Origin of the sequence: Photobacterium satsumensis, assembly GCF_050336935.1 — a bacterium.
GTDB classification, from domain to species: Bacteria; Pseudomonadota; Gammaproteobacteria; order Enterobacterales; family Vibrionaceae; genus Photobacterium; species Photobacterium satsumensis.
Map to the genome: position 1 here is coordinate 1 of NZ_JAKJSK010000020.1, position 20,808 is coordinate 20,808.

Sequence of the window (20,808 nt, forward strand, 5' to 3'; positions counted from 1 at the left end):
TGGGTGCGGAAGGAGAGACTTGAACTCTCACACCTTGCGGCGCCAGAACCTAAATCTGGTGCGTCTACCAATTTCGCCACTTCCGCATTTTGTGCTGTTGCCAGCTGCTTCTCTGGTTTTCTTAATTAAGCCGGAGCTCAATCGAAGAATGATGGTGCGGAAGGAGAGACTTGAACTCTCACACCTTGCGGCGCCAGAACCTAAATCTGGTGCGTCTACCAATTTCGCCACTTCCGCACAAATTGTTGCATCTCACCGTAAAGGAGAGAAATGGTGGCTACGACGGGATTCGAACCTGTGACCCCATCATTATGAGTGATGTGCTCTAACCAGCTGAGCTACGTAGCCAACATGTATCATCAGCATTTGCTAATGAGTGTAATATGGCAGGTCTACCTGGATTCGAACCAGGGAATGGCGGCATCAAAAGCCGCTGCCTTACCGCTTGGCGATAGACCTGCAGTTGCTCTTTTCAGAGACTTCTTTTTCCTAATGAAGCAAAAAGCTTATTAAGAAAATATGGTGCGGAAGGAGAGACTTGAACTCTCACACCTTGCGGCGCCAGAACCTAAATCTGGTGCGTCTACCAATTTCGCCACTTCCGCATGTTTTGTGTCTCACCGTAAAGGAGAGAATGGTGGCTACGACGGGATTCGAACCTGTGACCCCATCATTATGAGTGATGTGCTCTAACCAGCTGAGCTACGTAGCCAACATGTATCATCAGCATTTGCTAATGAGTGTAATATGGCAGGTCTACCTGGATTCGAACCAGGGAATGGCGGCATCAAAAGCCGCTGCCTTACCGCTTGGCGATAGACCTGCAGATGCTCTTTACAGAGACTTGAATCCAGAGAGAATGGTGCGGAAGGAGAGACTTGAACTCTCACACCTTGCGGCGCCAGAACCTAAATCTGGTGCGTCTACCAATTTCGCCACTTCCGCATTTTGTGCTGTTGCCAGCTGCTTCTCTGGTTTTCTYAATTAAGCCGGAGCTCAATCGAAGAATGATGGTGCGGAAGGAGAGACTTGAACTCTCACACCTTGCGGCGCCAGAACCTAAATCTGGTGCGTCTACCAATTTCGCCACTTCCGCACAAATTGTTGCATCTCACCGTAAAGGAGAGAAATGGTGGCTACGACGGGATTCGAACCTGTGACCCCATCATTATGAGTGATGTGCTCTAACCAGCTGAGCTACGTAGCCATCATGGGTTGCCGACTATACATGATAATCATCAACCTTGTAAAGTTGGCAGGTCTACCTGGATTCGAACCAGGGAATGGCGGCATCAAAAGCCGCTGCCTTACCGCTTGGCGATAGACCTGCAGTTGCTCTTTTCAGAGACTTCTTTTTTCCTAATGAAGCAAAAAGCTTATTAAGAAAATATGGTGCGGAAGGAGAGACTTGAACTCTCACACCTTGCGGCGCCAGAACCTAAATCTGGTGCGTCTACCAATTTCGCCACTTCCGCATATTTTGTGTCTCACCGTAAAGGAGAGAATGGTGGCTACGACGGGATTCGAACCTGTGACCCCATCATTATGAGTGATGTGCTCTAACCAGCTGAGCTACGTAGCCATCATGGGTTGCCGACTATACTAGTAATCTACAACCTTGTAAAGTTGGCAGGTCTACCTGGATTCGAACCAGGGAATGGCGGCATCAAAAGCCGCTGCCTTACCGCTTGGCGATAGACCTGCAGTCGCTCTTTTCAGAGACTTGTTTCAATTAAGCCTAAGGCTCAACCGAAAAAATAATGGTGCGGAAGGAGAGACTTGAACTCTCACACCTTGCGGCGCCAGAACCTAAATCTGGTGCGTCTACCAATTTCGCCACTTCCGCACAGTGTATCTCGCTTCCTAAGAAGGGAGATGGTGGCTACGACGGGATTCGAACCTGTGACCCCATCATTATGAGTGATGTGCTCTAACCAGCTGAGCTACGTAGCCATTTTGTTGTTTTCCAAGCCGCCTGCCTGTCTGGCCGCCGTCTCGGGAACGGGGCGCATTATGCTCATACCAGCCAAAAGCGTCAACAGTTTTTTTGAATATCTTGAAAAAATCCGCTTGTTCGTTGGTTATTTGGACGAACTGGGCGTTTGCCGTGCTAAACAACTGCTTTTATGCGTTTTAGTGCGTCTGAAAGCGATAAAACAACATTGTTGGTGGAAAACAATATTGGCCGTAACTGCATTAAATCGAGCGAAGCGATTGTTGGTGCGCACATAAAAAGAAAGCCAGCACTAAGGCTGGCTTTCTGAAAGACTAAAAAGCGTTGTGTTTAATTACACATTGAAACGGAAGTGGACAACGTCACCGTCTTTAACGATGTAGTCTTTACCTTCCAGACGCCATTTACCGGCTTCTTTCGCGCCGTTCTCACCGTTGAACTCGATAAAGTTGTCGTAGCCGACTACTTCTGCACGGATAAAGCCTTTTTCGAAGTCGGTGTGGATCTTACCTGCTGCTTGTGGGGCGGTTGCACCTACAGGGATCGTCCATGCACGCACTTCCTTCACACCAGCGGTGAAGTAAGTTTGTAGATCCAATAGCTCGTAACCAGAGCGGATCACACGGTTTAGGCCCGGCTCTTCGATACCCATGTCTGACAGGAACTCTTCACGGTCAGCATCGTCAAGCTCTGCAATTTCAGATTCGATAGCGGCACATACAGGCACAACGACTGCATTTTCTTTCTCTGCAAGCTCGCGCACCATGTCTAGGTACTCGTTATCTTCGAAGCCGTCTTCGCTCACGTTGGCAATGTACATGGTTGGCTTAAGCGTCAGGAAGTTCAGGTAGCTGATCGCAGCAAACTCTTCTTTGCTTAGCTCGATTGAGCGTGCCATACCACCTTCGGTTAGGGTTGGTAGCATTTTTTCCAGTACAGCGATTTCGAATTTGGCATCTTTATCACCGCCTTTGGCGCGCTTGGCCTGGCGTTGGATTGCACGCTCACAGGTATCAAGATCCGACAGAGCAAGCTCGAGGTTGATCACTTCGATATCGTCGATTGGGTTGATCTTACCTGCGACGTGAATGATGTTGTCATTTTCGAAACAACGCACAACGTGGCCGATTGCATCCGTTTCGCGGATGTTGGCTAGGAATTTGTTACCCAGGCCTTCACCTTTTGATGCACCAGCAACGAGGCCGGCGATATCAACGAATTCCATCGTTGTCGGCAGGATGCGCTCAGGGTTAACGATAGCTGCCAGGGCATCAAGACGCAGATCCGGCACCGGCACAACGCCTGTGTTTGGTTCGATAGTACAGAACGGGAAGTTCGCTGCCTCGATCCCTGCTTTGGTCAGGGCGTTGAAAAGAGTGGACTTACCTACGTTAGGCAGGCCGACGATTCCGCATTTAAAACCCATGGTGTGAAACCCTTTTGGTAATTGTTCGGTAAAACAGTCCGGCAGACCCGCTGCCGAAAAATAAATTCAGTATTGACTACAATATCCGGCTTATACAGCTTTGAATGAATGTAGTCGGTTTTGGGCTTTGTTTAAGCCATCTTTGAGCAAAATATCCATACAGCGTACCGCTTCATCAACGGCGGCATCGATATTTTCTTGCTCTTTGGCTGGCGCCTTGCCCAGAACAAAGCCAGCGACCTTGTTCTTATCGCCCGGGTGGCCGATACCCACACGCAGGCGGTAGAAATCTTTGTTGTTACCCATTTTGCTGATGATGTCGCGCAGGCCGTTATGACCACCGTGACCACCACCTTTCTTGAACTTGGCCACACCCGGTGGGAGATCAAGTTCATCGTGGGCAACCAGGATTTCTTCTGGTTTGATCTGGAAGAATTTCGCCAGAGCAGCAACCGATTTACCCGAGAGGTTCATGTAGGTCGACGGGATCAACAAGCGAAGATCCTGCCCATTGGTCTGGATCCGGGCGGTTTGGCCAAAATACTTGGCTTCTTCTCGTAGGCTGACATTGTGTACACGGGCCAGCTCTTCTACGATCCAGGCTCCGGCATTATGACGGGTCCTGGCATATTCGGCTCCGGGGTTTGCTAGGCCAACAAGTAAGCGAATATTGTTACTCACACTGATCTCTCAAGTCTAGGGGCTGTAAAATCGCGCGCCATATTATATCAAATTAGGCAAAATTGATATCTTAACGAAAAACGCCCCGCACAAGGCGGGGCGCTGAATCTCTTTGGCAATCCAGAATTAGTGCTGGAACATCGCCGAGATTGACTCTTCGTTGCTGATGCGACGGATTGCTTCAGCAAGCATGCCTGATAGCGTCAGAACCGATACACGGCCTGTGTCAACGATTTCCTGAGTCAGAGGAATTGAGTCAGTTACGATAACTTCGTCAATCACAGACTCACGGATGTTCTGTGGCGCGCTACCAGAGAATACCGGGTGCGTTGCATAAGCGAATACGCGCTTAGCACCACGGTCTTTCAGCGCTTCAGCTGCTTTACACAGCGTACCGCCGGTATCGATCATGTCATCAACGATAATGCAGTCACGGCCTTCAACATCGCCGATCAGGTGCATTACCTGAGAAACGTTGGCACGTGGGCGGCGCTTGTCGATGATAGCGATATCTGTGTCATCAAGTAGCTTCGCGATAGCGCGAGCACGGACAACACCACCGATGTCTGGAGAAACAACCACTGGATCTTCCAGGTTTTTCGCCAGAATGTCTTCTAGTAGTACAGGGCTACCGAAAACGTTATCTACAGGAACATCGAAGAAGCCCTGGATTTGCTCTGCGTGTAGGTCAACAGTCAGAACGCGGTCAACACCCACGTTTGACAGGAAGTCGGCAACGACTTTCGCCGTGATTGGCACACGGGCAGAACGGACGCGGCGGTCTTGGCGAGCATAACCGAAGTAAGGAATTACAGCGGTGATACGGCCTGCAGAAGCACGGCGTAGCGCATCGATCATAACAACCAGTTCCATTAGGTTGTCATTGGTTGGCGCACAAGTAGATTGAATGATAAATACGTCGCTACCACGAACGTTTTCATTAATCTGAACACAGACTTCACCGTCGGAAAAACGGTTAACTGTTGCGTCTCCTAGAGAAATGTAAAGACGGTCAGCAATGCGTTGGGCTAGTTCTGGTGTCGCGTTACCAGCAAACAGCTTCATATCAGGCACGGTGGAAACCTCAGGTTGCGTCCAAGTTGTAGTTACTGACAATCCGTAGAATGTGCGAACAAGGCTGTCAAAAGGGGAGATGTGTTGACACCTTTTGCGACAAATCCGTGGAGCCAGTCAGGTAATTTATTCAGGGCTGCAGTGGCCGCTTCTGGATTGCTAAATTCAGCAAACACGCAAGCGCCAGTGCCGGTCAATCTCGACGGCGCGTATTCTAACAGCCACGAAAGCGCCTTATCAACCTCGGGGTGCAGTGATCTGACGATTTTTTCGCAATCGTTTTCGTAAACCCCTGCTAACAGGGCATTTAAAGACCGTTTTTTGCTATCTCTTTTTAGCCCCGGATGGGTGAAAATATCAACGGTAGCAATATTTACCTCTGGTTTGACAACCAGATACCACTTTTCTTTCGGCTCGGCAGGTTGTAATTGCTCACCGACGCCCTCGGCAAACGCACTTATCCCGCGGACAAAGACCGGTACATCAGCACCGAGTGCTAAACCCAGTTCGGCCAACTCATCGGTACTGAGGTTGGTTTGCCATAAATAGTTGAGGGCAACCAGTGTCGTGGCTGCATCGGAGGATCCGCCGCCAAGGCCCCCGCCCATCGGCAGGATTTTGTCGATATGGATGTCCGCCCCAGCCTGGATCCCCGCCCGTCGGCGCAGCGCATCCGCGGCACGGTAGATCAGGTTGTCCTCGGTTTTCACACCCTCAATCGCCGGTGATAGGGTGATCTCATCGCTGTCATTAGCGGTAATGGTCAAGGTATCGCTATGATCGAGGAACTGAAACAGGGTCTGCAGTTCATGGTAGCCATCCGCGCGGCGGCCGGTGATATAGAGAAATAGGTTCAGCTTGGCCGGTGCCGGCCATTGGGTGGTGCGGGTGATCATAGCGTACTCTAGTTAATGGACCATTGATGGATAATAAGGGTAATGCTGGCGCCGGTGGTGCTCAAGACCATGCGCTTGGGCAGGGCCGGGCTGACAGAGTAGTCGTACTCGTTGTAATCGAGCTGCCACAGTTTATCGTCAACCCGCTTGGCAAGGTAGCCAACGCGGTTTTCGTTATTGAGCTGGTAGGTATCGGCCGCCGTCGGTAAACCGATGAGCCAGTCACGCATCTGCTCGATCGGTAAGTTGATGCCTGTCAGGCTGGATACCAACTCACTGGCATTGGTGCCCTGGTGGGTGTTGCCCGAATTGTCGACCAAGGTCACGTGACTTGGGGTCGCATCAAGCTTTAACAGGGTCGAACCTAAAAAGTTAGTCAGTAAGAGGTGGTCTTTTTCAGGCGCGGTTTCCCAGATCAGATTGGCGCCGAACCGCTGCTTGCCTTTGTAGCCGAGCTTTCCATTGGCCTGATAGCTGGAGAGTGCCTGAAGCGCTTGTTCATGGCTATCCCAGTCGGTTTGGCTTGTCTGCGGTGGTTGGGTGGCACAGCCTGCCAGCAGCGACAGAATAAGGGCTAACCATGGTGCTTTACGGGGAATGCGGGCAAAAGGATGTCGGGCATGTCGCAATAATGACATCATCGTTATCACTTTTTTATTGAGTATTGTTGGCAAACAATAGCGGTAAAACCTTAATATTTCCAACTCCTTCTCTCGGAAAAAGGCAGGTGGCTATCACTCTTTTTTCCTATCCTTTGAATAATTGAATGCTAATTTATGTGGATTATTGCCATGTAGATTCGATATGCGTTCTTTAATTAAGCGGGGGCATCAAGTAAAATCCGCCCTTAAATCATATTTCATCGGCGAAGTGGTACACCGTCTCCATGACATTGCTTGCACTAGGAATAAACCATAAAACAGCCTCGGTAGACTTGCGTGAACGGGTTGCGTTTTCGCCTGAAAAGATGAAGCAGGCCTTGACCCAGCTGGAAAACCATCCAGAGGTCCATAGTGGGGTGATTGTCTCAACCTGCAACCGTACAGAGCTATATTGCGATGTGACGCAGCATGGCCCCGGGCTCATGATTGACTGGTTGAGTAAATTTCACCAGATCAATACTGAAGAGCTGATGCCAAGCCTGTACTTTCATGAAGAGCAGGCGGCTGTCCGTCATCTGATGCGAGTCTCTTGCGGGCTCGATTCGCTGGTATTGGGCGAACCGCAGATCCTCGGCCAGGTCAAACAGTCCTATTCTGACTCCCGGGATAGCCAAGTTATTCAGGGGATGCTGGAAAAGCTGTTTCACAAAACGTTCACCGTGGCAAAGCGGGTTCGTACAGAAACTGATATTGGCGGCAACGCAGTATCGGTGGCTTTTGCTGCCTGTACATTGGCTAAACAGATTTTTGAGTCGCTTGAAGAAGCCACCGTGTTGTTGGTCGGTGCTGGCGAGACCATTGAGCTTGTTTCCCGCCATTTGGTCGAACAAGGTTGCAATCGCTTGATCGTGGCTAACCGGACCAAGGAGCGGGCAGAAAACCTCGCCCAAGAGTTCGGTGCCGAGGTGATCAGCCTGCCGGAGATCCCGGAGCACCTCCACCGAGCCGATATCGTGATCAGCTCAACCGCCAGTCCGCTACCGATCATCGGTAAGGGGATGGTCGAGAAAGCCATCAAGGCTCGCCGCCACCAGCCAATGCTGTTGGTGGATATTGCGGTTCCCCGCGATATTGAGCAGGAAGTGGGTGAGCTTAGCGATGCATACCTTTACTCGGTTGATGATTTGCACAGTATTGTTGAGAAAAACCGTGAACAGCGTAAAGTGGCGGCCATACAGGCCGAAGCGATCGTCAGTGAGGAAAGCGCGGCGTTCATGAGTTGGATCCGCTCGCTTGAAGCGGTCGACAGTATTCGCCAATACCGCTGCCAAGCTGAAGAGCTCAAGTCAGATTTGCTGACACGCAGTCTGCAGGCGCTGGCCAACGGGGGTGACCCAGAAAAAGTGCTGGTGGAGCTCAGTAACAAACTGACCAACAAGCTTATCCACGCGCCTACCCGTGCCATGCAGCAGGCGGCTAAAGAAGGGGAGCCAGAAAAGCTGGCCGTGATCCGCGAAACGCTCGGTTTAGATATCGGCAAGAATTAATTCGGGCAGGGAACCTTCCCTGTCTCTAATGGAATACAGTAGAAATCTATATGAAACCTTCAATTTTAGTGAAATTAGAAACGCTGGTTGAGCGTTATGAAGAAGTCCAGCACTTACTCAGTGATCCAGAGATCATTGGTAACCAGGACAAGTTCCGTGCGCTTTCCCGTGAATATTCACAGCTGGAGGAAGTCACCAAGTGCTTCCAGGCTTACCAGCAAGCCAAAGAAGATTTGGAAACTGCTGAAGAGATGGCCAACGAAGACGATCCTGAAATGCGTGAAATGGCACAAGAGGAAGTCAAGGAAGCAAAAGCGGAGATCATCCGTCTTGAAGACGAACTTCAAGTTCTACTGATCCCTAAAGATCCAAACGACGAGCGTAACTGCTTTGTTGAAATCCGTGCCGGTGCCGGTGGCGATGAGGCCGGTATCTTTGCCGGTGATTTGTTCCGTATGTACAGCAAATATGCCGAATCACGCGGCTGGCGCGTGGAAGTGATGAGTGCCAACGATGCCGAGCACGGTGGCTACAAGGAAATGATTGCAAAAATCAGTGGCGAAGCCGTATACGGCACATTGAAATTCGAATCGGGTGGCCACCGTGTTCAGCGTGTACCTGCGACTGAATCTCAGGGCCGTGTCCATACTTCAGCCTGTACAGTGGCGGTAATGCCGGAAATCCCAGAAGCGGAAATCCCGGAAATCAATGCGGGCGATTTGAAAATCGATACCTTCCGTGCATCTGGTGCCGGTGGCCAGCACGTAAACACCACCGATTCTGCTATCCGTATTACGCACTTGCCGACCGGTATCGTTGTCGAGTGTCAGGACGAGCGTTCCCAGCACAAGAACAAAGCCAAGGCGATGTCAGTGCTAGCGGCCCGTATTATCAAGGCCGAAGAAGAGAAGCGCCACGCCGAAGAAGCCAGCACCCGTCGTAACCTGCTTGGCTCGGGCGATCGCTCTGACCGTATCCGTACCTACAACTACCCGCAGGGCCGTGTATCAGACCACCGTATCAACCTGACTATCTACCGCCTGAATGAGGTGATGGAAGGGGATATGGACAGCCTGATCCAGCCGGTACTGCAAGAGCACCAGGCAGATCAGCTTGCAGCAATGGCTGAGCAAAACTAATGACCCTGTCGATAGACGCCCAGCTTAAGCAGGCGGTGAAGACATTGGTGGATGCGGGCTCTGACAGCCCGCATATAGACGCAGCCGTTTTGTTGTGCCATGTACTTGATAAGCCCCGCAGTTATTTGCTGACCTGGCCCGAGAAAGAATTAGATGCCGGCCAACTGGCAGCGTTTGAGGCGGTGATGGCTAGGCGCCTGACCGGTGAGCCGGTCGCCTATATTGTCGGCGAGCGTGAGTTCTGGTCACTGCCATTGAAAGTTGCGCCCCATACCTTGATCCCGCGTCCGGATACCGAAAGGCTGGTCGAGCTGGCACTGGAGAAGCTGCCTGCTGAAGCCTGTAATGTGTTGGATTTAGGGACGGGAACCGGAGCCATTGCCTTGGCGATGGCCTCTGAGCGGCGTGATATTGCGGTCACAGGTATTGACCTGCGCCCGGAAGCGGCAGCACTGGCCGAAGAAAACCGTGCCAACCTGCACATTACCAACGCCCGCTTTCTTTCTGGCAGCTGGTACAGCCCGCTGACAGAGCAAGAGCGCTTTTCGGTCATAGTCAGTAACCCGCCATACATTGATGGGGCAGATCCGCACCTTGAGCAGGGTGATGTCCGCTTTGAACCCAAGAGTGCCTTGGTGGCAGAGGATCATGGCTTGGCTGATATCCAGGTGATCAGTGAACAGGGTCGCCAACACCTTGAAAGTGGTGGCTGGCTGCTGATGGAGCACGGCTACGAGCAAGGTGTGGCAGTACGTGAAATTTTAGAGGCGCTGGGGTACCTGCAGGTATCCACAGCACAGGACTATGCAGGCCTGGATCGTGTAACCATGGGCTGCTGGCAAGGATAGAGAGATAATAATTATGTATACCGCTGTTAAACACCTACATATGCTGGCTATCATCTTGAGCGTGACATTGTTTATATTGCGTTACTGCTTGATGATGGCCAACTCGACCCTGAGCGAGAAAAAGTTTATTAAAATTACCCCGCATGTCGTTGATACGGTGTTGTTGCTGACTGGGGTGACGCTGATTTTCATTACTGGTTTCGTGCCGTTTACCGAAGCTGGTGGCTGGATGACGCAGAAGATTAGTTGCGTCTTGGCTTATATTGCACTTGGCTACTTCACCCTGAAAATGGGTTCTAACAAGGTCTTCAAGACCTTTGCCTTTTTCGGCTCGCTGGGCTGGATAATGGCAGCGGCCAAGATTGCAATGACCAAAACCTCTTTCCTAGGATAACCATGTTACGCTTTACCGAACAAGAACTGGAGCAGATGCCGCTGGTGGATGGCGCGGTTGCGATGACAGAAGCGGTGGATCCGCATTTCCCCGCAGGCTGGGTCAATATCCAGTTGGCACGCCTTGCCCAGGAGGCAGAGCATGCCTTGATGGATGAGCCGGATAGTTACTTACGTCTTGAAGGCTTGCTACGACTGTTTTACCGCGAGTGGGGCTTTATTGGCGATCACGAGCAGTACTTTTCATCGGACAACGTGTTCCTCGACAAGGTACTCGAGCGCAAGAAAGGGATCCCGGTCACCCTCGGTGCCCTGTTCCTTTTCCTGGCGCATCGTCTGGACTTGCCGGTAAGCGCAGTGGGTTTTCCTACCCAGTTTGTCCTGAAGGTCGAGTGGTACGGCAGCGAGCCTCAGTATATTAACCCGTTTGATGGTGAGTACCTGAGCAAGCATATGATGGCGGCTTGGCTGAAGGGGCACAAGGGGCCTTTTAGTGAGCTGCGTAGTGAACATTTCGTTACGGCCGATAATGGCGATATTTTGGCTCGCTGGTTAACTGTGATGAAAAGTGCCCTGCTGCGTGAGGGGCTGTTTGCCGAAGCGTTGCGCTGCAGCGATGTGGCTCTCGGCGCTTTTCGTCCGGGAGACCCGCACGAAATCCGTGATCGCGGCTATATTTACCAGCAACTGGAATGCAGCCATGCGGCGGTGTCGGATTACGAATATTTTATCGAGCAATGCCCTGAAGACCCAGCTGCTGAGCTGCTGAAAATTCAGGTCAAAGAACTCAACAAAGAGCCGCTGACCCTGCATTGATCCCTGCCGGGCATAGGTTCAAAAATTAAGAGAGAAGATGATGGAACAGAAAGTTGTTCGTGTTGGTGATATTGATGTTGCCAATGATAAGCCGTTTGTCCTATTCGGCGGTATGAACGTACTGGAGTCACGTGATTTGGCGATGCGAATCTGTGAAAAGTACGTTGAAGTGACAGACAAGCTAGGCATTCCTTATGTCTTCAAGGCTTCTTTCGACAAGGCAAACCGTTCTTCTGTGCATTCATACCGTGGTCCGGGTATGGAAGAAGGATTGAAGATTTTCCAAGAACTGAAAGACACCTTCGGCGTGAAGATCATTACCGACATCCACGAGCAGTACCAGGCCCAGCCTGTTGCCGATGTGGTTGACGTGATCCAGCTTCCTGCCTTCTTGGCTCGTCAGACTGATTTGGTTCAGGTAATGGCTAAGACTGGCGCGGTGATTAACGTGAAGAAGCCTCAGTTCATGAGCCCAGGCCAAGTAGGTAATATCGTTGAAAAATTCGCCGAGTGCGACAACGAAAACATCATCCTGTGCGAGCGTGGTGTATTGCACGGCTATGACAACCTGGTTGTTGATATGCTGGGTTTTGACGTGATGAAGAAGGCGTCTAAAGGTAGCCCGATCATCTTTGACGTGACTCACGCCCTGCAGTGTCGTGATCCAAACGGTGCCGCTTCTGGTGGCCGTCGTGAGCAGACGGTTGATTTGGCTCGCTCTGGTCTGGCGACCAAGATTGCTGGCTTGTTCATGGAAGCGCACCCGACTCCGGATCAAGCGCGCTGTGATGGCCCGTCAGCGTTCCCGCTGGATAAGCTTGAGCCGTTCCTGAGCCAGCTGAAGCAGCTTGATGACTTGGTAAAAGGTTTCGAAGAGATCGATATCAAGTAACGCTTAGCAGTTTTACAGATAAAAAAGGCGATACCTCGGTATCGCCTTTTTTGTTGCTTTTCTTTTCTCGCTTTTAGCTTATAGCTTGAAGCGGCTGATTTCCTGCTGGAGTTGGAAGGAGAGTTCCGAAAGTTCAGCGGCTTGCTTGGCGGCCTCGTTGGCTTCGACTGCAAGCTCGTTGGAGACATCGCGGATCCCTTCGGTATTGCGGGTTATTTCCGATGTCACTGACGATTGCTCTTCTGCTGCAGAGGCAATTTGAGTGGCCATATCATTGATATTGGTGACTGCGCTGTTGATCTGCGACAGGCTGGCCGATGCGGAGTTGGCATCATCAACACTGGTTTCTGCAAGCTTGCGGCTGTCTTCCATGATCCCGACCGCTTTGCCTGTGGTTTGCTGCAGGGTTTCGATCATCTGCTGGATTTCCTGCGTTGACGCATGGGTGCGTTGACTCAGTACTCTTACCTCATCGGCAACGACGGCAAAACCTCGTCCCTGCTCGCCAGCACGGGCAGCCTCGATGGCAGCATTCAGTGCTAGTAGGTTGGTTTGCTCGGCAATGCCCTGGATGGTCGACAAAATTGTGTTGATGCTCTGGGCATGGGTATTCAGCTCGCCGATCACGCCGGTAGCCGTATCGACTTCGGTGGCAAGACTGGTGATGGAATGCTGGCTTTGGCCCACTTGGGTAGCACCATGATCAGACACATTCACCGTTTCACCGGCCGTACGTGCCGTGCTGTCGGCGTTGCCGGCAATTTCCTGGGTGGCTGCCGCCATTTCATTGATGGCTGTTGCCACCATATTGATTTCATCTTGCTGGTGCTGGATACGGGTGCTGCGCTCTTCTGCCTGAGAGGCGGTAATGTGTGCCTGTTGGGTCAGCGAGTTCGACACATCGTTAAGCTTGCAGACCATCGTATGCATGTTGCCCACAAAGCGGTTGAAGTTATGGGCAAGCTGGCCGACTTCATCGTCGCTGCGCGGCTCCAGGCGTTGAGTTAAATCACCTTCACCTGTCGCAATCTCAGCCAATGCGTCAGAGACTCGGGCCAAGTCGCGGAACAGGTAGCCAACCAGAGTCGCGGAAATGGCAACCACAATCAGGGTGATCACGATGGATGTGATGATCAGCTGGCGAAGCAGGGTAGTGTGACTGGCTTCTTCGGTCGCGCGATCCATCTCTAGGCCCAGCACCCAGTCAGTACCCGGAACTGGCGCAAAGTAGAACAGCTTCTCTTTACCTTTGATGGTCGCCATTTCAATGCTGCCGTTACGGGCTGCATCGTCAATAAGCGCCATATTGAGCTCGCTGCTAAAGCGGTTGATGGGCTGAAGGAGCAAAGACTCATCAGGGTGGGCAAGAAAAGTGTTGTCTTGTTTGTTGATCAGCATGGCGTAGGCATTTTTGCCGACATCTAAGTTGATCACATCACCGACTAACTGATCGATCAGTACATCGGCACCGACGACGCCCAGCAGGCTACCGTTTTTACGTACCGGTTCGGCAATGGTGATCAGCAACGAGTTGGTGATGGCGTCACGGTATGCGGTGGTGACAATTTGGCGGTTGGCACTGACAGCATCTCGATACCATGGACGGGTGCGAGGATCGTAGTCAGCGCGGTTACGCTCTGGGTGGGAGCGGAACATGTCCCCGGCCGGTGTACCGAAGAAAATATCATCGAATCCGCCAGCTTTTCGAGCTAGCTGGAGGTACGGCACCATGTTTTCCTCGGTGCTGTAATCATTGAATGAGCGGGCGATATCACGACGGATCTGCACCCAGTCGCCAATCCCTTCGTTCGCAGCACTGGCAATGCTTTCTGCTCGGGCATAGATCCCTTGACGCGTTTGGTCAAAGAGTTGGTCAGCTGCAAGCCAAGTGAGTGCTGTGGCCATAATGACAACAGCAAAAAGGCTGGCGCCGATGAGTTTCTGTTTCAAGGTTAGTGTCATTGTCTTTATCTCAACAACAGAGGGTGGGTAGGTGTTTGCGTCGCGGATTCTATAGCGATTTATTGCCTGTTGCACGGAAAAGTAGCCTTGGTCGAAAAAAAATCAAACTGCTGATTTATTGTGACTTTTGATTGACGAAATTAGCTCCAACTCCGTCAATAAAATGTCGCTCATCGGTAAATGATATGTGTGTTGTTACAGTAATACCTGATGAGTTTACTATTCTGCGATCACTGGCTTTTTTAGATGTTTAGACGTCTAGATGTTGACGCGGCCATTAACAACACTTAGTCTAGGCGCAATTTCTAAAATAGATGTCCTGTAGTCATCATGTCGAATACAACACAACATACTTCTAGCGAGCCGGCTCCTTCAGCGGTGGCGCTCCTCCCTCTGGGAATATTTTTGGCCTTGTTCATCGGTGTCGGTACCTACCTGACGTTGCAAGGTGTGGATTTTGCTTTCTACCAATTGCCGGCACCGGTAGCTGCGCTGCCTGCTGTCATGGTGGCTATCTTGTTGAGTAAGGAAAAGCTCAACAAGGCAATTGAACAGTTCCTGCGCGGGGTAGGCCATAGCGATATTATTGCTATGTGTATGATTTATCTTCTGGCTGGTGCATTTGCTTCTGTCGCTAAGGCGACGGGTGGCGTGGACGCAACGGTAAACCTTGGCCTTTCAATGCTGCCAGCCAGCATGATTCTGCCGGGTATCTTTGTTATTTCGGCCTTTATCGCGACAGCGATGGGGACCTCGATGGGCACCATTGCTGCGGTTGCACCGGTTGCCTTGGGTATCGCACAAACAGCGGGTATGGATGTGGCACTGACGGCTGGTGTGGTGCTGAGTGGCGCGATGTTTGGTGATAACCTGTCGATTATTTCGGATACCACGATTGCCTCGACGCGTTCTCAGGGCTGTCAGATGAAAGACAAGTTCCGTGAAAACATCCGTATCGCATTGCCAGCGGCTATCGCTGCTATTCTGCTGTTCATGTTCAGCAGTACGCCGACGGAAGTCCCTGCAACAACCGACGTCGAATGGCTGAAAGTGCTGCCGTATATCACTATCTTGGTATTGGCGGTGTCGGGCCTGAATGTCTTTGTCGTACTGAGCATCGGTATCTTGCTTGCTGGTGGTATTGGCCTGTTTGGCACCCCAGACTACAGCCTGTCGACCTACGGCCAGGACATTTATGCTGGTTTCGGTAACATGCAGGAAATCTTCCTATTGTCGATGCTTATCGGTGGTATGGGTGAGTTGATGCGCCGCCAGGGTGGCTTAGCATACCTAACGCAGCTGATCAGCAAAGTCATTCGTGTCTTTAGCAAGCAGCATTCTAAAGCACAAAACTTGCGGGCTAGTGAATTGGGTATTGCTGGGCTGGTAGGACTGACCAACTGCTGTACCGCGAACAATACAGTAGCGATTATCGTCTCTGGCGGTGTAGCGCGAGAGTTGGCAGAAGAGAATGGTGTGACACCTCGCCGCTCGGCGAGTTTGCTCGATATCTTCTCATGTGTGATACAGGGTGTTTTGCCATATGGTGCACAGGCGCTGTTGCTGGGGTCGGTGTTCGGCCTGTCGCCGCTAGAAGTGGTGAGTCACTCTTACTACTGTTTCTTCTTGGCCTTTGCCGCGATTACTGCGATTTTCCTTAAGCACCCAGCGCGGAAGTTAGCGACGGCTTGATTACCGGGCAGTTAGATTGGGAAAACCCGAAATGATATCAGAAGCCTCACGCCAGTGAGGCTTTTTTTTGCTTGTTACTTCAGCGTTATGAAATTGCGATGCTTGTATAGTGATCTGGTCAACAGATTGATGAAAACCACACAACAGCGTGCACTAAATAACTTAAACTGACGCTGTCAAATCAATCATATAACGAGATTAAGGTGACCCCCCATGAAGGAACGCTTTTTCACCAAGGCAGCGCTAACGGCTGCGATTCTGGCCTCACTGTCAGGCTGTGCGACTCAATCTGAAACTACAGCGCCATCTTGGCAGGCTGATCAAACGTACAAGATCACTATTCTCCACACCAACGATCACCATGGTCGTTTTTGGCAGAATTCCTACGGTGAGTACGGTATGGCGGCACGTAAGACGCTATTGGATCAGATCCGTGCAGAAGTGGCGGCTGAAGGCGGTACAACTCTGTTGCTTTCTGGGGGTGACATTAACACCGGTGTGCCAGAGTCTGACTTGCAGGATGCTGAGCCGGACTTCAAGGGCATGAATATGCTGGGTTACGATGCGATGGCACTGGGTAACCATGAGTTCGATAACCCGCTGGAAGTCTTGCGCAAGCAGGAAGAGTGGGCTGAATTCCCGATGCTGTCTGCCAACATTTATGGCAAGGAAAGCGGTGAACGCCTGTTCCAGCCTTACCAGATCTTCGAGCAGCAAGGCATTAAGATCGCCGTTGTCGGTCTGACAACCGAAGATACGGCGAAAATCGGTAACCCTGAATATATCGGCGGTGTTGATTTCCGCGATCCTAAAGCGGAAGCGCAGAAGGTGATCGAAGAGCTGAAAGATACCGAGAACCCTGACGTTATCATTGCGGCGACCCACATGGGCCACTATGCCAATGGTAATAACGGTATCAATGCCCCGGGTGATGTTGCCTTAGCACGTTACCTGCCTGCCGGTGAGTTGGATATGATTGTGGGCGGCCACTCCCAAGAGCCTGTGTGCATGGAAGGGCCAAACATGTACAACAAGAACTTCAATCCGGGCGATGAGTGTCAGCCGGATCAGCAAAATGGTACGTGGATTGTCCAGGCTCACGAGTGGGGAAAATATGTCGGCCGTGCTGATTTTGAGTTCCAGAATGGCGAGCTACAGATGGTTAGCTACGATTTGATCCCGGTTAACCTGAAGAAGAAAGTGAAGTTGGCTGATGGATCCAAAGAGCGTGTCTTTATTCAGGATGAGATTGCCCAAGATGCTGAAGTAAAAGCGTTCCTGCAGCCATTCCAGGAGCGTGGTCAGGATCAGCTCAATATCAAGATCGCCGAATCTAACGGTAAACTTGAAGGCGACCGTAACGTGGTTCGTTTCCAGCAAACTAACTTGGGACGTTTGATTGCGGCTTCTCACATGCAGCGCGCCAAGGCAGATTTCGCTGTGATGAACTCAGGCGGTGTGCGAGATTCGATTGCCGCTGGCGATATCACCTATAAGGACGTGCTGACTGTTCAGCCGTTTGGCAACATTGTTACCTATACGGATATGTCGGGTAGCGAGGTGATGGACTACCTAAATGTGGTTGCCACCAAGCCGGTAGATTCGGGTGCCTATGCCCAGTTCTATGGTATTTCTATGACGGTCGCTAGCGGCAAGGTCAGCGATGTGAAGATTGGCGGCAAGCCGCTAAGCCTGACTGAAACATACCGTTTCACGGTACCGAGCTTCAATGCGGCGGGTGGTGATGGTTATCCTAAGCTTACCGACCACTTAGGCTATGTAAATACCGGCTTTGTGGATGCAGAAGTCCTGAAGGAATTCCTGCAGAGCAATAGTCCTATTGACGTGAATGCTTTCGCGGCAAAAGGCGAGATGGTTTACCGCTAACGCTTACGGTTCACCGCTTAGAGAGAACGAAGCCCTGCTGATGCAGGGCTTTTTTGTTTGTATTTTCCCCAGAAGCGCTCCCTTCTTTTTTCTTTTTGCATCAATCGCATTGGGCTATAGTGGCTATCTGTTATAGGAATCGGAATTGGAGTGGTTATGACCCCTGCTATCAACCTTGCCAAGAAAAAGAAAATCCCTCATACCATTCATCAGTACAAGCACGATCCGGCCAACACCAATTTTGGTCTGGAAGCGGCAGAGGTACTGGGACAGGATCCTAATCTGGTGTTCAAGACCTTACTTTTCTCTCTCAATGGTGATTCGAAAAAGTTGGCGGTTGCGATTGTACCTGTAGCAGGTTTGCTCGATCTGAAAGCGGCAGCGAAGGCGGCTGGTGCCAAGAAGGCAGATATGGCCGATCCCCAGATAGCGGAAAAGACGACCGGGTACATTGTCGGCGGGATCAGCCCGCTGGGGCAAAAAAAACGTCTACCGACCTTTCTTGATGCCTCGGCCCAGCAGTACGAAACCATCTGTGTCAGTGCCGGACGGCGGGGATTGGAAATCGAATTGGCTCCCAGTGATTTGCTCGCACTGACGGGCGGACAGTTTGCCCCGTTGGCAAAACTGTAATCGGACCAAAGACACATATTTCTAAAATGAAAGGCTGGCAATGCAGAACGTAAATTTGAATTTGCTGCGGACCCTGCAGGTACTGCTGGAAGAGTCGCATGTCAGCCGTACCGCTGAGCGTTTGTGCGTGACCCAGTCGGCAGTTAGCCGCCAGCTTACCCAGTTGCGGGAGCTGTTCGGTGATCCTTTGCTGATAAGGGAGGGGAACCGCTTATTGCCGACGCCCAAGGCGCTGCAACTCAAGGACAAGGTCGATAAGATCCTTGCCAGTTGCCAAGGGTTACTGGAAGAGCCCATATTCTCACCGCAGCATTGGACTGGGCCGATGATCTTGGCCTCCTCTGATTATGTTGCCCAGTATATTCTGCCTGAAATTGTCGACCGGGTGCAGCAGCAGGCGCCGCAGGTTAATATCAGTTACCGTCTTTGGTCGCCGGAGTACTTATTTAATTTAGCTGATTTGGATATCCAGTTGGTTTCTACCATGCTGCCGAAGATCCCCGAAGGCTTGTGCGGTGCCCATATTGGCTCGGACTTCCCGGTGTGCGTGATGCGTGGGAAGCACCCTTTGGCCAATGAACCGGAATTGTCATTGGAGCAGCTTGTTGGTTATCCTCATATGCGGGTGTCGGCGGGCGGTGACAAAGACAGTTTTGTTGAGCGGGAGCTCAAAGCACAGGGATTACATCGAGATGTGCAGTTTTCTGTTCCTTTCTTCAGTGCTGCATTTCAAACCTTAGTTCGCACCGATATGCTGATGGTGTTGCCCGAGCATATTGCCCGCAATATGCAGGCTTGGTTTGATATTACTTATAAAGCCCTGCCTATCCCCAAGCCAGAACATCGCTATTGGCTGATTTGGCATCCCCGCTATGAGAATGACCCTGCCCACCGCTGGTTCCGTGAGCAAGTGCTTATGGTGATGCGAAGCTCGATGTATTCGATTTAGGGGCCTTCTACAGTTATGATCTTAAGTCATAGCCACAATGATTTCTTTTGATTTCCAAGCATGACCTTCACTTCGGTATATTACGGGCACAAATCATCCCTAATGGATAGGAAATAATAATGACACTCAGTATTTGGCTTTCGTTACTCATGGTATGCATGCTAGGCGCAATGTCGCCGGGTCCAAGCTTGGCTGTCGTTGCCAAGCACAGTTTGGCAGGTGGCCGACTACATGGGGTAGTAACGTCTTGGGCACATGCTGCAGGCGTTGGGATTTATGCACTGGTTACCTTGTTGGGCCTAGCGGTTGTGCTAAAGCAGTCACCGACGTTGTTTAGTGTTATCACCTACGCGGGAGCGGGCTACTTAGCCTACCTTGGGGTAAACGCGTTGCGCTCTAAAGGTGGCGTAGCGGCTAAATTGGCGGCGGGGCAATCAACCAGCCTAGTGGAAGCCGCCCGTGATGGTGCGATGATTTCATTGCTTAATCCTAAGCTTGCACTGTTCTTCCTTGCGCTGTTCAGCCAGTTTGTCGCGGTAGGAACGGAATTGAGTAGCCGAGCCATTATTGTTGCAACACCCCTGCTGGTGGATGGCTTATGGTATACCCTTATTGCTTTTGTATTGTCTAACCCTAGGGTGCTGGAAAAACTTCGTACTAAAGCGCAGATGATTGATAGGCTCTCAGGTGTTGTGCTGATTCTGCTGGCGATGCGGGTTGTTATTCAGGCTTAGTGCCGATGGGATATGCAGGCTGATAAACACAAAAAAAGGAGCTTCGGCTCCTTTTTCCTAACCCTGTCGTTTGCTGTGACGCTCACGGTTCTCCAGTTTGCGTTCTGGGCTTTTTTTCAGCATGACATAGACTGCACCGTTACCCCCGTGTTGGCGCAGGGCCGAATGGAAGCACATCACATCAGAAATTTGCTCCAGCCAGGTGGCTACATGGCTTTTCATCAAAGCCGGCGGGTTGGATTTCTCTCCTTTACCGTGAACAATTATCACAGTACGGATATCCAATCTTTGGCACTGGCGAAGAAAGTGAAGCACTTCGTCACGTGCTTCTTTGAGGGTCTTGCGGTGCAGATCCAGCCGAGCATTGATGTCGTATTTGCCCAGTCGGAGCTTACGGAATACGCCTTCTTGAACACCATCACGCTTGAATTCCAGCATATCGTCAGGCCTGACCATTTTTGCGTAGTCTAAAGAAAGGTATTCAGGGTCGCTGTCAGACAAGCTCTGGGCCGCGACACGCCGTGCAAGTTGGGCTTCGGTGACTTGGTGTTTGTGGGCGACTTCGACTTTGTCCTGCTTGATAGGGGCGACATCAGCCATCATTTCTCGAAAGAGATCTAGTTCATCGTTTTCAGACATGGTGTTTCAGGGTTGAAGGCATATATCTCGATTATATACCCAGC

19 protein-coding genes and 16 tRNA genes are annotated in these 20,808 nt (G+C 51.2%); 12 read left to right on the plus strand and 23 right to left on the minus strand.

The window, feature by feature from the left end; genetic code table 11:
- Window positions 1-4: 4 nt before the first annotated feature.
- The 16 genes from L4D79_RS27395 to L4D79_RS27470 all read right to left on the minus strand — a co-directional run bounded on the left by L4D79_RS27395 (window position 5) and on the right by L4D79_RS27470 (window position 1,953).
- Window positions 5-86: transfer RNA gene (locus tag L4D79_RS27395), tRNA-Leu, on the minus strand.
- A gap of 66 nt (window positions 87-152) precedes the next feature.
- A tRNA-Leu gene (locus L4D79_RS27400) sits at window positions 153-237 on the minus strand.
- Window positions 238-271: 34 nt separating this feature from the next.
- Window positions 272-348, minus strand: a tRNA-Met gene (locus L4D79_RS27405).
- A gap of 36 nt (window positions 349-384) precedes the next feature.
- A tRNA-Gln gene (locus L4D79_RS27410) sits at window positions 385-459 on the minus strand.
- Between the two features lie 61 nt (window positions 460-520).
- A tRNA-Leu gene (locus L4D79_RS27415) sits at window positions 521-605 on the minus strand.
- A 30-nt stretch (window positions 606-635) separates the two neighbouring features.
- A tRNA-Met gene (locus L4D79_RS27420) sits at window positions 636-712 on the minus strand.
- Between the two features lie 36 nt (window positions 713-748).
- A tRNA-Gln gene (locus L4D79_RS27425) sits at window positions 749-823 on the minus strand.
- A gap of 37 nt (window positions 824-860) precedes the next feature.
- Window positions 861-945 (minus strand) — tRNA-Leu (locus tag L4D79_RS27430).
- A gap of 66 nt (window positions 946-1,011) precedes the next feature.
- Window positions 1,012-1,096, minus strand: a tRNA-Leu gene (locus L4D79_RS27435).
- A 34-nt stretch (window positions 1,097-1,130) separates the two neighbouring features.
- Window positions 1,131-1,207, minus strand: a tRNA-Met gene (locus tag L4D79_RS27440).
- Window positions 1,208-1,253: 46 nt separating this feature from the next.
- Window positions 1,254-1,328 (minus strand) — tRNA-Gln (locus tag L4D79_RS27445).
- Window positions 1,329-1,390: 62 nt separating this feature from the next.
- Window positions 1,391-1,475: transfer RNA gene (locus L4D79_RS27450), tRNA-Leu, on the minus strand.
- A 30-nt stretch (window positions 1,476-1,505) separates the two neighbouring features.
- Window positions 1,506-1,582, minus strand: a tRNA-Met gene (locus L4D79_RS27455).
- 45 nt (window positions 1,583-1,627) lie between these two features.
- Window positions 1,628-1,702: transfer RNA gene (locus L4D79_RS27460), tRNA-Gln, on the minus strand.
- Between the two features lie 59 nt (window positions 1,703-1,761).
- A tRNA-Leu gene (locus L4D79_RS27465) sits at window positions 1,762-1,846 on the minus strand.
- A 30-nt stretch (window positions 1,847-1,876) separates the two neighbouring features.
- Window positions 1,877-1,953, minus strand: a tRNA-Met gene (locus tag L4D79_RS27470).
- A 60-nt stretch (window positions 1,954-2,013) separates the two neighbouring features.
- Here L4D79_RS27470 and L4D79_RS27475 point away from each other — a divergent pair.
- Window positions 2,014-2,232, plus strand: a complete 219-nt coding sequence (locus L4D79_RS27475) for a hypothetical protein (protein WP_428656523.1) — start codon at window positions 2,014-2,016, stop codon at window positions 2,230-2,232.
- A 56-nt stretch (window positions 2,233-2,288) separates the two neighbouring features.
- On the opposite strand, the gene ychF is transcribed toward L4D79_RS27475, so the two are convergent.
- The 5 genes from ychF to lolB form a co-directional block, all read right to left on the minus strand.
- The gene (gene ychF / locus L4D79_RS27480; protein WP_428656525.1) at window positions 2,289-3,380 is read right to left on the minus strand and encodes a redox-regulated ATPase YchF; all 1,092 of its coding nucleotides are present in this window, start codon (window positions 3,378-3,380) and stop codon (window positions 2,289-2,291) included.
- Window positions 3,381-3,470: 90 nt separating this feature from the next.
- On the minus strand, window positions 3,471-4,061 hold the full coding sequence (pth, locus tag L4D79_RS27485; protein WP_107350369.1) for an aminoacyl-tRNA hydrolase: 591 nt from the start codon (window positions 4,059-4,061) through the stop codon (window positions 3,471-3,473).
- 126 nt (window positions 4,062-4,187) lie between these two features.
- A complete protein-coding gene (locus L4D79_RS27490) occupies window positions 4,188-5,135 on the minus strand; it encodes a ribose-phosphate pyrophosphokinase (protein WP_255040959.1) in 948 nt (315 codons plus the stop codon).
- Between the two features lie 32 nt (window positions 5,136-5,167).
- Window positions 5,168-6,031: a 4-(cytidine 5'-diphospho)-2-C-methyl-D-erythritol kinase gene (gene ispE / locus L4D79_RS27495; protein WP_428656528.1), complete on the minus strand. Its 864-nt coding sequence runs from the start codon at window positions 6,029-6,031 to the stop codon at window positions 5,168-5,170.
- An 8-nt stretch (window positions 6,032-6,039) separates the two neighbouring features.
- Window positions 6,040-6,672, minus strand: a complete 633-nt coding sequence (lolB, locus tag L4D79_RS27500) for a lipoprotein insertase outer membrane protein LolB (protein WP_428656531.1) — start codon at window positions 6,670-6,672, stop codon at window positions 6,040-6,042.
- Between the two features lie 245 nt (window positions 6,673-6,917).
- Between lolB and hemA the strand changes: the two genes are divergently transcribed.
- The 6 genes from hemA to kdsA are packed head-to-tail and all read left to right on the plus strand — an operon-like array spanning window position 6,918 to window position 12,268.
- A complete protein-coding gene (hemA, locus tag L4D79_RS27505; RefSeq protein ID WP_428656533.1) occupies window positions 6,918-8,180 on the plus strand; it encodes a glutamyl-tRNA reductase in 1,263 nt (420 codons plus the stop codon).
- Between the two features lie 50 nt (window positions 8,181-8,230).
- Window positions 8,231-9,319 carry a peptide chain release factor 1 gene (prfA, locus tag L4D79_RS27510; RefSeq protein WP_428656535.1) on the plus strand — a complete coding sequence of 363 codons (1,089 nt, stop codon included), beginning with the start codon at window positions 8,231-8,233 and terminating at the stop codon, window positions 9,317-9,319.
- The gene (prmC, locus tag L4D79_RS27515) at window positions 9,319-10,167 is read left to right on the plus strand and encodes a peptide chain release factor N(5)-glutamine methyltransferase (RefSeq protein WP_428656537.1); all 849 of its coding nucleotides are present in this window, start codon (window positions 9,319-9,321) and stop codon (window positions 10,165-10,167) included. The genes prfA and prmC overlap by 1 nt, the downstream gene beginning before the upstream one ends.
- A gap of 13 nt (window positions 10,168-10,180) precedes the next feature.
- Window positions 10,181-10,561, plus strand: coding sequence for a SirB2 family protein (locus L4D79_RS27520; protein WP_428656539.1), 381 nt, complete (start codon window positions 10,181-10,183; stop codon window positions 10,559-10,561).
- A gap of 2 nt (window positions 10,562-10,563) precedes the next feature.
- The gene (locus L4D79_RS27525; protein WP_428656541.1) at window positions 10,564-11,376 is read left to right on the plus strand and encodes a SirB1 family protein; all 813 of its coding nucleotides are present in this window, start codon (window positions 10,564-10,566) and stop codon (window positions 11,374-11,376) included.
- Window positions 11,377-11,413: 37 nt separating this feature from the next.
- A complete protein-coding gene (kdsA, locus tag L4D79_RS27530) occupies window positions 11,414-12,268 on the plus strand; it encodes a 3-deoxy-8-phosphooctulonate synthase (RefSeq protein ID WP_428656544.1) in 855 nt (284 codons plus the stop codon).
- Between the two features lie 78 nt (window positions 12,269-12,346).
- Here kdsA and L4D79_RS27535 read toward each other — a convergent pair whose 3' ends face one another.
- Window positions 12,347-14,230, minus strand: a complete 1,884-nt coding sequence (locus L4D79_RS27535; protein WP_428656547.1) for a methyl-accepting chemotaxis protein — start codon at window positions 14,228-14,230, stop codon at window positions 12,347-12,349.
- 330 nt (window positions 14,231-14,560) lie between these two features.
- Here L4D79_RS27535 and L4D79_RS27540 point away from each other — a divergent pair, with 330 nt between their 5' ends.
- The 5 genes from L4D79_RS27540 (at window position 14,561) to L4D79_RS27560 (ending at window position 20,125) form a co-directional block, all read left to right on the plus strand.
- Window positions 14,561-15,922 (plus strand): Na+/H+ antiporter NhaC family protein, encoded by a 1,362-nt coding sequence (locus tag L4D79_RS27540; RefSeq protein WP_428656549.1) that lies wholly within the window; start codon window positions 14,561-14,563, stop codon window positions 15,920-15,922.
- 213 nt (window positions 15,923-16,135) lie between these two features.
- Window positions 16,136-17,809: a bifunctional UDP-sugar hydrolase/5'-nucleotidase UshA gene (gene ushA / locus L4D79_RS27545; protein WP_428656551.1), complete on the plus strand. Its 1,674-nt coding sequence runs from the start codon at window positions 16,136-16,138 to the stop codon at window positions 17,807-17,809.
- Window positions 17,810-17,965: 156 nt separating this feature from the next.
- Entirely contained in the window at window positions 17,966-18,442 is a 477-nt protein-coding gene (ybaK, locus tag L4D79_RS27550) for a Cys-tRNA(Pro) deacylase (RefSeq protein WP_428656553.1), read from the plus strand.
- Window positions 18,443-18,482: 40 nt separating this feature from the next.
- Window positions 18,483-19,391: a LysR family transcriptional regulator gene (locus tag L4D79_RS27555; protein WP_428656556.1), complete on the plus strand. Its 909-nt coding sequence runs from the start codon at window positions 18,483-18,485 to the stop codon at window positions 19,389-19,391.
- A 119-nt stretch (window positions 19,392-19,510) separates the two neighbouring features.
- A complete protein-coding gene (locus tag L4D79_RS27560) occupies window positions 19,511-20,125 on the plus strand; it encodes a LysE family translocator (protein WP_428656558.1) in 615 nt (204 codons plus the stop codon).
- A gap of 57 nt (window positions 20,126-20,182) precedes the next feature.
- Here the strand turns inward: L4D79_RS27560 and smrA are convergent, their stop codons facing one another.
- The gene (gene smrA, locus L4D79_RS27565; protein WP_428656561.1) at window positions 20,183-20,764 is read right to left on the minus strand and encodes a DNA endonuclease SmrA; all 582 of its coding nucleotides are present in this window, start codon (window positions 20,762-20,764) and stop codon (window positions 20,183-20,185) included.
- Between the last annotated feature and the right edge of the window lie 44 nt (window positions 20,765-20,808).